Genomic DNA, 12,222 nt, shown 5'->3' with positions numbered 1-12,222 from the left:
CAGGTTGGCGTGCGGTGGGCGTCTGAATTGCACCTGAGCTCAGTGAACCACCTTGCGGGTTTGGTCCGTCTTCTTCCGGTAAAAGGTCTCTATCTCCGGGCGCTTGCGCATACGCTTGGACGTCCTCTGCACATGGAGATCTAGTGGCTGACATCGTGTCCCGTGAGGAGTGGGGTGCCCGCTCCCCGAAGGGTGCTTATTCCCGACTTAGTAGCACAAAAGGTGTGAAAGTTCACTATACAGGTGGCCGCGTCTCACCTGGCATCATCGGCGACCATGCTGTGTGTGTGGCCATGGTCAAGTCGATCCAGAGCTTCCACATGGATGGGAACGGGTGGATCGACATCGGATATTGCGTTGACGAAGAGACGCAGATCCTCACTCAGCGTGGATGGCGGTCGTATCGAGACCTGCACATAGGGGACATCGCGCTGACACTCAACCACGAGACAGGGATGGCTGAGTGGCAGCCCGTGCTGGAAGTGCATGTGTTCCCCGCCAGGGAACGCGAGATGATCAGGATGCAGGGCGATCGTCACTCGTCCCTCACCACGCCCCATCACCGGTGGCCGGTTGAGCGGTACCGCAGGCGAACGGGTACGAAACGCGTGAAGGGTCCTGACGGTCGCTGGCTTGGCGTTGGCAGAGCCAGGCGCTCTGCGACCGAGCGTGAACGCCTGTGGGTGACAACGGAGACGTTGGGATACTGGGATCGCATTCCGATCGCCGCACCGTGTGGAGACCTTCCGACTGAGGCGAAATGGTCTGATGCTCTTGTCGAGCTCGTCGCCTGGTTCTGGACCGAGGGGCACGTGAAACGAGGCCGCGGTGGGGAGCCGACCTCCTCTGTGGCCATCTACCAGAGCGAGCGGAATGCGATGAATGTCGCCCGTATCAGAGCCGCGCTCCGGCAGGTTTTCGGTGCTGCTAGTGAGGGCTTCCCGCGGGCCGGCCGTGCGACTGACGGCGTGCCGCGGTGGCGCGAGGTCGGTAACCGGCACCTTGTGGAGTTTCATCTCTCGGCCGACGCGGGCACCGTCCTTCTCGGGCTCGCACCGGATCGGGTGCCCACTTTCGAGTTCCTCCTGTCCCTCACCAGGGCGCAGCTCACGTTGTTCATCGAGGCATCCCTGGCAGCCGACAACGCGGGCGTCGACAAGCTGGCCCAAAAGAATCGAGCCGCCGCGGAAGCGTTCATGTTCGCTGTACTTCTCTCAGGGCAGGCCGCGTCCTTGCGGCGCCAACCGCCTACGGCGACCTGCAAGAGTGAGATGTGGCTCGTCACCATCCGGCGGCAACAGAGCTTCGCTCCTCGAAACGCAGCAGCCAAAAACGCGCGTTTCACCGTCCGCCGGGAGCCGTACTGGGGCGAGATCTGGTGTCCTCGAACCGAGAACCAGAGCTGGTTGGCGCGCCGCGACGGAACCGTCTACTTCACCGGTAACACGATGGTCGCGTGCCCGCACCGGAAGGTGTTCGTCGGCCGCGGGCCGGGCCACCTGCCCGCAGCCAACGGCCCCGGCCTGAACTCCGGCCACTACGCCGTGCTCGGCCTGGTCGGCAACGCCGGGCTGGTCCAGCCCACCGACGGGATCCTGCACGCCATCCTCGACGCGGTGGAGTACCTCCGTACGAAGGGCGGCGCGGGCAAGGAGATCAAGGGCCACCGCGACGGCTACTCCACCGACTGCCCCGGCGACGCCCTGTACGCCTGGGTCAGGAAGGGCGCTCCCCGCCCCGGCGGCACCACCCTGCCCGATCCCGAGCCCGGACCGAAGCCCACCCAGGAGTGGCCGGGCCGGCTGCTGAAGTATCCCCCCGTGACGCGCGGCGACGACGTGCGCGCCTGGCAGTCGCGGATGAAGACACTCGGCTACGACATCACGGTGGACGGCGCTTACGGGCCGGACTCCCAGGAGGTGTGCCGCCGGTTCCAGAAGGACAAGCACCTCGACGTGGACGGGATCGTCGGCAAGCAGACCTGGGACGCCGCCTTCGCCGCCAAGTCCTGACCCCGGATCCGGCCTCGGCGCGCGCACGGCCGCCGACCCGTCATTCGAGAAATGATCCGTGGCTGGCCCCAGGATCGGCCACACTTTCGGCGTATGAAGGACAGACCGGCCGACCTGGCGGAGGCCGAGCTCATGATCGCACTGGCCGAGGGCTGGGGCATGGAGCCCCGCTCAGGCGAGTACCTCCCGGTGGGTGCGGGCAGCCATCACTGGTCGGTGGTGGATCGGCGGGGGCCGGCGTGGTTCGTCAAGGTGGACGACCTCGGCGCCGGGGACGCCGGACGCGATGACGCCTTCGACGGCCTTGAGCGGGCGTTCGGCGTCGCGCTGGCACTGCGCCGGGACGCGGGGCTCGACTTCGTGCTCGCGCCGATCCCGGCCGAGACCGGCGCCCTGGTCCGGCGGTTGACCTCGCGGTACGCCCTGTCGGTGTTCCCGATGGTGGAGGGCGCCGCCGGGCACTTCGGCGCGCACCGGCCCGAGGACCGCGCCGAGCTGGCCGGCCTGCTGGCCGCGTTGCATGAGGCGACCCCGCTCGTGGCGGACATCGCGCCACGGTCCGACCTGGCGCTGCCCGGCCGGGACGGGCTGGTGGAGGCGCTGCGGGACCTCGATCGCGAGTGGACCGGCGGGCCGTACGCCGAGCCGGCCCGTACGCTGCTGGCCGCCCATGCCGAGCAGGTACGGAGGTCGCTCGCCGAGTTCGATTCACGGGTCGAGCAGGTGCGCGGCACAGGAACGGAGTGGGTGGTCACACACGGCGAACCGCACCCCGGCAACGTCCTGCGTACCCCAGCCGGTCTGCGGATCATCGACTGGGACACCGTGCTGGTCGCTCCTCCGGAGCGGGACCTGTGGATGCTCACCCCCGCCCTCGCCCGCATGCTCGGCGAGGACGAGGCCGGCGACGGCGGCGACGTGCTCGCTCGCTACACCCGCGTCACCGGCCGGGCCGTCACAGAGGCCGGCCTCGCTCTCTGTCCTCTGTGGTGGCGGCTCGCCGACATCGCCGCCTTCGTCGACGACCTGCGCCGGCCGCACGGCCCCGGTGAGGACGCCGCCGCGGCGCTCACCTATCTCACCGGCTATCTCGAATCCGGCCGGGACTGACCCATACACCTCGGGAAGGGCGTCGCCCAAGCGAAAAGATCGTGGCGTAGCGTCCCATACGTGGATGAAGAACGCGCGGCTCGGTACCTGCACGCGATCGACGAGGTGATCGGCCTGGCGGGGGAGATCGGTGTCCAGGTCTGGCTGCGCGGCGGCTGGGCGATGGACTTCTACCTTGGTGAGATCACCCGCGACCACAGGGACATCGACTGGTTCGCCTGGGTGGAGGACGCTCCGAATCTGGCCGCCGAGTTGACGGGGCGCGGTTACGAACCGCTGCCCGGGCCGCCGCCCGAGCAACAACTGGACTTCGGCCGTGGAGACGTGGAACTGAGCTTCGCTCTTCTGGCGAGAGACGGAGACGGCCGGGTGGTGGTCGGAGGCGGCCCCTGGAAAGGGGAGCCCTGGCCGGAGGGGATGCTCGACGCGGCACCCGGCCGGCTGGGCCGGTTGCGGTGCCCGATCATCAGTCCCGCCGCGCAGATCGAGATCAAGCGGATGATGCCGGTCTGGGTCCCGGGCATGCCCCGCCGCCCCAAGGACCTCGAAGACGTCGCCCGGCTGCAAGCCGCGTTGCACGAAAGAAGGCACGGGCTCGCGAAGGTCAGGCCGGGGAGCCGGACTCCCCGTCCTTGACGCAGGCGACGAAGACGCGCCGTTCGGCGGGGGCGGACATCAGCGATCAGGATCTTGCGCCCGCCCGTGGTCGGGCGGCGGGGGTCGTCGGGGGAGGTGGCCGAGCCTGTGGGTGGCGTAGGCGCGGATCGCGTCGGCGAGCCAGGGCGGGAGGAGCGGGTCGACGTCCTCGATCATGGCGCGCTGCCCGGGGTCGGTGGTCACGACGTCCGCGAGGGCGTGGTAGGCGGCGGCGTCGGCCGGCCACAGCAGCCGTACGGCGCGGTAGTGGTCGGCCATGAGGTCCAGGACGGCGGCGCTGCCGGGGGCCAGGCCGCCGACCCGGGCCCGGGAGAGCCTCCGCAGGAGCCGCCGCCCCTGCGCCGCGGCCTGCTCGTGCTCCTGGCGGGTCCACCGGCCGGTCTCCTCGGCCGCCGCGGCGAAGTGGTCCCCGACGCCAGGCCCGTACCGCGCCTCCAGATCGCGCCGTAACGCCTCGCGCCGCGCCGTCAGGCCGCTGAAGAACTCCTCCTCGCTGAGATGCGCCTGCCCGGTGAGGTCGGCGATGGTCCGGTCGACCGTGGCGATGACCTCTTCGATGTGGTCGCGGCGGGCGGCGAGCTCCTCGCGGTGCCGCCGCAGTGCGGCGACCTCGTCCCGCGCTCCGTCGAGGATCTCGCCGATCCGCGCGAGCGGGACGCCCAGTTCCCGCAGCAGCAGGATCCGCTGCAGGCGCAGCAGCTCACGGCGTCCGTACCAGCGGTAGCCGTTTCCGGCGGTCCGGGCGGGGCGCAGCAGCCCGATGTCGTCGTAGTGCCTCAGCGTGCGCGGGGTGAGGCCGGACACGCGGGCGACCTCGCTGATCGAGTGCTCCACGCCCGCACAATAAAGGGTGGCGCGGCATCAGGAGAGGGCGAGGACGCAGAACTCGTGGCCCTCCGGGTCGGCGAGGCACGTCCACGGGACGTCGCCCTGGCCGACATCGAGGTCGGTGGCGCCGAGGGCCCGCAGCCGGGCCACCTCCGCCGCCTTGTCGTCACCGGGGTACGGCAGCAGGTCGAGATGGACGCGGTCCGGCACGGTCGTCACGCCGGGCGTGCGGAGGAACTCCAGGTACGGCCCGACACCCTTGGCGGAGCGCAGCGTCGCCTGGTCGTCGCTCACCTCGTGGAGGGTCCAGTCCATCGCCTCGTCCCAGAACCGGGCCATGGCCCGGGGGTCGGCGCAGTCGACCACGACCGCGGCGATCGGCCCGGTGTCCCGGTACTTCTCCCGCGGCTCCAGCACGCAGAACTCGTTGCCCTCCGGGTCGGCCAGAACCGTCCACGGCACGTCGCCCTGGCCGACGTCCGCCGGCGTCGCACCGAGATGCCGAAGGCGCGCGACCAGCTCCGCCTGGTGGGCCGCAGAGGTGGTGGCGAGATCGAGGTGCAGCCGGTTCTTCGCCGTCGTCTTGGGCTCCGGGACGGTGACGACGTCGACACAGACGTAGACCGGGTCCGGCCAGACGAAGTCGCCGGCGGGCCCGACATAGGTGGTCACGCCGGATCCTCCGCCGGTGGCGTTCCAGCCGAGCGCCTCCGCCCAGAAGCGGCCGACGGCCGAGTGATCACGAGCCTTGATGTTCACCATGACGGGTCGCAGCGCCATGCCGGGGATCCTACGCACCCGCTCCGCGGAACGGGCTGGACCTTCTCGTCGCGTCAACTTCTAGCGTCGGCGCCGTGAGCAACAGCCATCAGCCCTTCACCATCACCGGCGTCCGCGTGTTCGGCGGCGGCGGACCGCTCCCCGGCGTCACGCACGTCCGCGTCAGCGCCGGCCGCATCGCCGGTGCCGGGGACGCCTCCGTGGCGCGCCCGGGCGACGCCCTCGTCGACGGCTCCGGCGCCACCCTCCTGCCGGGCCTCGTCGACGCGCACGTCCACCTGCTTCCCGGATGCACCCGGCTGGCGGCCGGGTTCGGCGTGACCACGGTTCTCGACATGTTCAGCAAACCGGAGACGATCGTCCCGGAGCGGGCCGCGGTCGCCGCGTCGGAGGCGGGGCGGGGGCCGGTGCGCGCGGACATGCGGACGTCGGGCGTCGGCGCGACCGCGCCCGGCGGGCATCCGACGGTGGCGTACGCGCCCTTCCCGTACGTCACGGGACCGCGGGACGCGGCGTCCTTCGTCGCGGACAGGGTCGCCGAGGGCGCGACGCACCTCAAGGTGATCTACGACGACGGCTCGGGCGCGATGCTCGACCTCCCCGCCCTCGACGTACGGACGATCGAGGCGCTGGTGGCCGCCGCGCACGGCAAGGGGCTGCCAGTCGTGGCGCACGCCTCTACTTCGGCGGGGGCGGTGACGGTGGCCCGGTGCGGCGTCGACGTCCTCGCGCACGTGCCGTTCGACCGCATGACGGACGGGCAGGTCCGCGACGTGGCCCGGTGCGGGGTGGCCGTCATCACGACCTTGGGCGTCCACGACGGGTTCCCGGGCAGGGACGGCGTCATGCCGCTGCTCGCCCGGCCGCGTCTGGCCGGGCGGCTGGGCGCCCGATGGCGCCGCGTGGTCGAGCGGCAGGCGACCCGGTGGATGCCGCCCGAGCCGCCGGACGGCGCCGCGCAGCGCTACAACACCGTGGCGCTGCTGGAGTCGGGCCTGCGGGTGCTGGCCGGCACGGACGTGCCCAATCCGGGGCTGGTGTTCGGCGCGAGCCTGCACCGGGAGCTGTGGCACCTGGTCGAGGCGGGCCTCACCCCGGCCGAGGCGCTGACCGCCGCGACCTCGGCGCCGGCCGGGGTCTTCGGCCTGGCCGACCGCGGCGAGATCGCCGTGGGCCGCCGGGCCGACCTCGTGCTGGTCGACGGTGACCCGGCGGCCGACATCACCGCGACGGAGAGGATCCGCGACGTCTGGGTGCTCGGCCGCCACGTCGATCACGGCGCCTACACTGGCGGCGAGGCCGAGCGCGAGGGCGTGCGTTGGCAACGGGAGTCGGTGGAGCGGATCGTCCGGGCGATCACCGAGACGTGGCCCGGGCTGCCCGGCCCCGAGGAGGTGCGGCGCGAGGACGGCGAGATCCTCGGCAGGGTCGTGCCGACGTCCGGAGGCTGGCAGGCCATGACGGTCTTCGGCGCGCCGCTCGGCAGAGCCGGCGGCCACGACGAGGCCGTCGCCGTCCTGCACGCCCGGGGGCTGGCCTGCCTGGCCGAGCCCTGGTGGGCCCGCGCCGGTGACGACCCCGCCTGGCGGCGGGCCCGGATCGTCGAGGCCGCCCCCGGACGGGTCCGGCTGCGCTGGGACGACCCCCTGGCCGACCAGCCGCCGTCCGGCCGGTGGTTCGGTCTCGACGACCTGGACCTGTCGCTCGGCCCGCCGGAAGGCTGATCAGCGGGGACGTCCGCAGGCGGGACACCCGAGAGGGCAAGGCCAACGCCGTCCCCAGATTCGGGGCCCGGGGACCCCAGACTCGGGGGGCCGACGCCTCGCCGACGCGAGAATGCCCATAGCATCCGGTTCATGACGGTGCCGCCTGTTGAACTCGACGACCTCGCCGATCCCACCGCAGGGTTTCCGCAGGCAACGCGGGAACGGTGGCGCGCGCTCGCGCGCGGGGTGCTGCGCAAAACCGGCTGGGAGGGGACGGACGACGCGGCCGAGGACGCCTTGTCGACCATCTCCTACGACGGTGTCCGGATCGCCCCGCTGTACGACGCGGATGACGTGCCCGACGCGCCGCGCGTGGTCCGCGGCCCCGGCGTGTGGGACGTGCGGCAGCGGCATGCCGACCCCGACCCGGCGGTCACCCGCGAGGCGATCCACGCCGATCTGGAGAACGGCGTCACCTCTCTCTGGCTCGACCTGACCTCGATCGACCCCGCCGCGCTGCCGGCCGTGCTGGACGGCGTGCTGCTCGACCTCGCCCCGGTCGTCCTCGACGCCGGGCCCCGTGCGGCGGAGGCGGCGGAGGCGTTCCTGCGCCTGGCCGGGGGCGTGGCGCTGCCCGGCGGAAACCTCGGCGCCGACCCGATCGGGCTGGCGGCCCGCACCGGCACGCCGGCCGTCCTGGACGACGCGGTGACGCTCGCCCGCCGCTGCGCGGCGGATCACCCCGGCCTGCGGGCGATCACCGTGGACGCGCTGCCGTACCACGACGCGGGCGGCGCGGACGCCGACGAGCTCGGCTGCTCGATCGCGACCGGGGTGACCTACCTGCGCGCGCTGACCGGCGCGGGGCTGCCGGTGGAGCAGGCGCTGGGCCAGATCGAGTTCCGGTACGCCGCGACCGCCGACCAGTTCCTCACGATCGCCAAGCTGCGGGCGGCGCGGCGGATGTGGGCGCGGGTGGCCGAGGTCGCCGGAGGGCCGGGGCGTCAGCTTCAGCACGCCGTGACATCCTCGGCGATGATGACCGTCCGGGACCCGTGGGTGAACCTGCTGCGCACGACCCTGGCCTGTTTCGCCGCCGGGACGGGCGGGGCCGACGCGGTGACCGTGCAGCCGTTCGACGCCTGCCTCGGGCTGCCCGACGCGTTCGCCCGGCGCGTCGCGCGCAACACGCAGGCGCTGCTGGTCGAGGAGGCCGGCGTCGCCCGGGTCGCCGACCCCGCCGGGGGCTCGTGGTACGTGGAGCGGCTCACCGACGACCTCGCCCGCCGGGCCTGGGAGTGGTTCCAGGAGATCGAGCGGTCCGGCGGGATGGCCGCGGCGCTGGAGCGGCTGGTCCCCGAGCGCTTGGCGGAGACGCGGGCCGCGCGGGCGGTGAACATCGCCCACCGGCGGGACCCGATCACCGGGGTCAGCGAGTTTCCCGACCTGGGGGAGCGGCAGGTCACCCGCCGGCCGGGCCCCGGCCTCGCCCGGACGCCCGGCGACGGGCTGCCGCAGGTGCGCCACGCCGAGGAGTTCGAGGCGCTGCGTGACCTCGCCGACGCCCAGCCGAGCCGGCCCACGGTGTTCCTCGCCACGATCGGGCCGGTCGCCGCGCACACCGCGAGGGCGACGTTCGCGGCCAACCTGTTCGCCGCGGGCGGCATCGCGACCGTCACCGGCGGGCCGGGCGCCGACCCGGCCGCCGTCGCCGCGGCCTTCCGCGAGTCCGGCGCCCCCCTGGCGTGCCTGTGCTCCAGTGACCGCCTGTACGGCGAGCACGCCGCGGCGGTCGCGGCGGCCCTCCGGGAGGCGGGGGCGCGGAAGGTGTGGCTGGCGGGGAAGGGCGAGTATGAGGGGGTGGACGCCAACGTGTACGCCGGATGCGACGCGCTCGGGGTGCTCCGCGCGACGTTCGACGACCTGGGAGTGAGCCGATGATTCCGGATTTCTCGGAGATCGATCTGGGATCGGGCGCGGCCGCGCCGGAGGTCCCCGGCGGCGGGCCGGCGTGGGAGACCCCCGAGGGCATCGCGGTGAAGCCGTTCTACACGGCCGCCGACCTCGGGGAGGACGGCGCCCCGCGGACCTATCCCGGCGTCGCGCCGTTCCTGCGCGGCCCCTACCCCACGATGTACGTCACCCAGCCGTGGACCATCCGGCAGTACGCCGGGTTCTCCACCGCGGAGGCGTCCAACGCGTTCTACCGGCGCAACCTCGCCGCCGGGCAGAAGGGCCTGTCGGTCGCCTTCGACCTCGCGACCCACCGGGGCTACGACTCCGACCACCCCCGCGTCGCCGGCGACGTCGGCATGGCGGGCGTGGCGATCGACTCGATCTACGACATGCGGCAGCTCTTCGAGGGGATCCCGCTCGACCGGATGAGCGTGTCGATGACCATGAACGGGGCGGTGCTGCCGATCCTGGCGCTCTACATCGTCGCCGCCGAGGAGCAGGGGGTCGCGCCCGACAGGCTGGCGGGGACCATCCAGAACGACATCCTCAAGGAGTTCATGGTCCGCAACACCTACATCTACCCGCCGGGCCCGTCGATGCGGATCATCTCCGACATCTTCGAGTACACCTCGCGGAACATGCCGAAGTTCAACTCCATCTCGATCTCCGGCTACCACATCCAGGAGGCCGGGGCGACCTGCGATCTGGAGCTCGCGTACACGCTGGCCGACGGCCTGGAGTATCTGCGGGCGGGCGTCGGGGCCGGGCTCGGCATCGACGAGTTCGCGCCGCGGCTGTCGTTCTTCTGGTGCATCGGCATGAACTTCTTCATGGAGGTGGCCAAGCTCCGCGCCGCGCGGCTGCTGTGGGCCCGCCTGGTGAAGGGCTTCGGGCCGGAGAACCCCAAGTCGCTGTCGCTGCGCACGCACAGTCAGACCTCGGGCTGGTCGCTGACCGCGCAGGACGTGTTCAACAACGTCGTGCGGACCTGCGTGGAGGCGATGGCGGCCACCCAGGGGCACACCCAGTCGCTGCACACGAACGCGCTGGACGAGGCGCTCGCGCTGCCGACCGACTTCTCGGCCCGGATCGCGCGCAACACCCAGCTCCTGCTCCAGCAGGAGTCGGGCACCGGCCGGGTGATCGACCCGTGGGGCGGCTCCCACTACGTCGAGTGGCTGACCCGCGAGCTGGCGAAGGCGGCCTGGAAGCACATCCAGGAGGTCGAGCAGGCGGGCGGCATGGCGAGGGCCATCGACCAGGGGCTGCCCAAGATGCGCATCGAGGAGGCGGCGGCCCGCACGCAGGCCCGCATCGACTCCGGCGGCCAGCCCGTGATCGGCGTCAACAAGTACCGCCTGGAGGCCGACGAGCCGATCGAGGTGCTGAAGGTCGACAACACGGCGGTGCGCGGCCGGCAGATCGAGAAGCTGCGCAGGCTCCGCGAGGAGCGCTCGGCCGACGAGGTCGCCGGGGCGCTGGAGGCGCTGACGAAGGGCGCGGCGAGCGGGGAGAACCTGCTGGAGCTGGCGGTGAACGCGGCCAGGGCCAAGGCGACCGTCGGGGAGATCTCCGACGCGCTGGAGAAGGTCTTCGGACGGCACGCCGCCCAGATCCGTACGATATCGGGGGTGTATCGCGCGGAGGTGGGTGACGCCGCGGACCGGGTCCGCGAGGCGAGCGCGCTTTTCGAGAAGGCGGAGGGCCGCAGGCCCCGGATCCTCGTCGCGAAGATGGGCCAGGACGGCCACGACCGAGGCCAGAAGGTGATCGCGAGCGCCTTCGCCGACCTCGGCTTCGACGTCGACGTCGGCCCGCTGTTCCAGACGCCCGAGGAGGTCGCCCGGCAGGCCGTCGAGGCCGACGTGCACGTGGTCGGGGTCTCCTCGCTGGCGGCCGGGCACCTGACGCTGGTGCCCGCGTTGCGCGAGGCGCTCGCCGGCCTCGGCGCGGGGGACATCATGATCGTGGTCGGCGGGGTGATCCCGCCGGACGACGTGGAGGAGCTCCGGGCCGCGGGCGCCTCCGCGATCTTCCTGCCCGGCACGGTGATCGCCGACGCCGCGCTGGAGCTGCTGGGCGAGCTGTCCGCACGGCTGGGCCACACGTGACCGCAGCGGTGACCGCACCGGTGGTCGAGGACTACGTCAAGGGCGTGCTGTCCGGCGACCGCCGGTGGACCGCCCGGGCGATCACGCTGGTGGAGTCCTCCAGGGCCGATCACCGGGAGCTGGCGCAGCGGCTGCTGGTCGAGCTCACCCCGCACGCCGGAAAGGCCCGCAGGGTCGGGGTGTCGGGGGTGCCGGGAGTCGGCAAGTCGACCTTCATCGAGGCGCTCGGCACCTGTCTCACGGGTCAGGGGCACCGGGTGGCCGTGCTGGCCGTCGATCCCTCGTCGCGGCGCTCGGGCGGCAGCATCCTGGGGGACAAGACCCGGATGGCCAAGCTGTCGGCCGACCCTAACGCCTTCATCCGGCCGTCCCCGACCGCCGGGACGCTCGGCGGCGTGGCGAAGGCCACCAGGGAGGCCGTGGTCGTGGTGGAGGCGGCCGGCTACGACGTCGTGCTCGTCGAGACCGTCGGCGTCGGCCAGTCGGAGACCACGGTCGCCGACATGGTCGACACGTTCCTGCTGCTCACCCTCGCCCGTACGGGAGACCAGCTCCAGGGGATCAAGAAGGGCGTGCTGGAGCTCGCCGACGTGATCGCGGTGAACAAGGCCGACGGCGAACACGAGATGGCGGCGCGCCGGGCCGCGCGGGAGCTGTCCGGGGCGCTCCGGCTGCTGCGCTCGGCCACGCCGGTGCTGACCTGCAGCGGGCTCACCGGCGCGGGCCTGGAGGAGCTGTGGGCGCACGTGGTGCGTCATCAGGAGGGCGCCGACCTCGCCGCCCGGCGCAGCCGCCAGCAGGTCGAGTGGACGTGGGCGCTGGTCACCGACCGCCTGCTGACCATGCTGCGCGAGACGGTCGCGCCGCTCGCGCCGGAGATCGAGCGGCGGGTCCTCGACGGCACCCTCACACCGGCCCTCGCCGCCGACCGCATCCTGGCGGCCTTCCTGCCCGCCGCTCCCGACGCCCAGGGCGCCACCGGGGGCACCACCGGCCCGGACGCTGCCGAGGAGACCCCGCCCGCCTGACGCCGCCGTGAGGACCCGCCGCGCACGCCCCCGG

Annotated in this window: 9 protein-coding genes; 7 read left to right on the top strand and 2 right to left on the bottom strand. The window is 72.5% G+C overall.

From position 1 onward, the window contains the following. The first annotated feature begins 293 nt into the window (after positions 1 to 293). From OG344_RS27220 to OG344_RS27210, 3 genes are all read left to right on the top strand, one after another. Positions 294 to 2,012 (top strand): peptidoglycan-binding protein, encoded by a 1,719-nt coding sequence (locus OG344_RS27220; RefSeq protein ID WP_405089176.1) that lies wholly within the window; start codon positions 294 to 296, stop codon positions 2,010 to 2,012. A gap of 93 nt (positions 2,013 to 2,105) precedes the next feature. After that, positions 2,106 to 3,122: a phosphotransferase family protein gene (locus OG344_RS27215; RefSeq protein WP_405085532.1), complete on the top strand. Its 1,017-nt coding sequence runs from the start codon at positions 2,106 to 2,108 to the stop codon at positions 3,120 to 3,122. A 60-nt stretch (positions 3,123 to 3,182) separates the two neighbouring features. Continuing rightward, the gene (locus tag OG344_RS27210) at positions 3,183 to 3,758 is read left to right on the top strand and encodes a nucleotidyltransferase domain-containing protein (protein ID WP_405085531.1); all 576 of its coding nucleotides are present in this window, start codon (positions 3,183 to 3,185) and stop codon (positions 3,756 to 3,758) included. 39 nt (positions 3,759 to 3,797) lie between these two features. On the opposite strand, the gene OG344_RS27205 is transcribed toward OG344_RS27210, so the two are convergent. After that, complete coding sequence (locus OG344_RS27205) at positions 3,798 to 4,613, bottom strand: MerR family transcriptional regulator (RefSeq protein WP_405085530.1); 816 nt, start codon at positions 4,611 to 4,613, stop codon at positions 3,798 to 3,800. 27 nt (positions 4,614 to 4,640) lie between these two features. Continuing rightward, positions 4,641 to 5,387, bottom strand: coding sequence for a VOC family protein (locus tag OG344_RS27200; protein WP_405085529.1), 747 nt, complete (start codon positions 5,385 to 5,387; stop codon positions 4,641 to 4,643). A gap of 74 nt (positions 5,388 to 5,461) precedes the next feature. On the opposite strand from OG344_RS27200, the gene OG344_RS27195 reads away from it, so the two are divergent. The 4 genes from OG344_RS27195 (at position 5,462) to meaB (ending at position 12,188) form a co-directional block, all read left to right on the top strand. Continuing rightward, the gene (locus OG344_RS27195; RefSeq protein ID WP_405085528.1) at positions 5,462 to 7,111 is read left to right on the top strand and encodes an amidohydrolase family protein; all 1,650 of its coding nucleotides are present in this window, start codon (positions 5,462 to 5,464) and stop codon (positions 7,109 to 7,111) included. Between the two features lie 132 nt (positions 7,112 to 7,243). After that, entirely contained in the window at positions 7,244 to 9,034 is a 1,791-nt protein-coding gene (locus OG344_RS27190) for a methylmalonyl-CoA mutase family protein (protein ID WP_405085527.1), read from the top strand. Further along, complete coding sequence (gene scpA, locus OG344_RS27185) at positions 9,031 to 11,160, top strand: methylmalonyl-CoA mutase (protein ID WP_405085526.1); 2,130 nt, start codon at positions 9,031 to 9,033, stop codon at positions 11,158 to 11,160. Before OG344_RS27190 ends, scpA begins: the two co-directional genes overlap by 4 nt. A gap of 8 nt (positions 11,161 to 11,168) precedes the next feature. Then, on the top strand, positions 11,169 to 12,188 hold the full coding sequence (gene meaB / locus OG344_RS27180) for a methylmalonyl Co-A mutase-associated GTPase MeaB (protein WP_405085525.1): 1,020 nt from the start codon (positions 11,169 to 11,171) through the stop codon (positions 12,186 to 12,188). Positions 12,189 to 12,222 lie beyond the last annotated feature (34 nt).

The organism is Microbispora sp. NBC_01389, assembly GCF_045040095.1.
Taxonomy (GTDB): Bacteria; Actinomycetota; Actinomycetes; order Streptosporangiales; family Streptosporangiaceae; genus Microbispora.
Note: the sequence above shows the minus strand (reverse complement) of the source record. Positions and strands in the feature narration are given on the sequence as shown.

Excerpts from the sequence above, each read along its gene's own strand:
- scpA (WP_405085526.1), top strand. The coding sequence starts at position 9,031 with ATGATTCCGGATTTCTCGGAGATCGATCTGGGATCGGGCGCGGCCGCG.
- OG344_RS27220 (WP_405089176.1), top strand. The coding sequence starts at position 294 with ATGGTCAAGTCGATCCAGAGCTTCCACATGGATGGGAACGGGTGGATC.
- OG344_RS27215 (WP_405085532.1), top strand. The coding sequence starts at position 2,106 with ATGAAGGACAGACCGGCCGACCTGGCGGAGGCCGAGCTCATGATCGCA.
- OG344_RS27190 (WP_405085527.1), top strand. The coding sequence starts at position 7,244 with ATGACGGTGCCGCCTGTTGAACTCGACGACCTCGCCGATCCCACCGCA.
- OG344_RS27200 (WP_405085529.1), bottom strand. The coding sequence starts at position 5,387 with ATGGCGCTGCGACCCGTCATGGTGAACATCAAGGCTCGTGATCACTCG.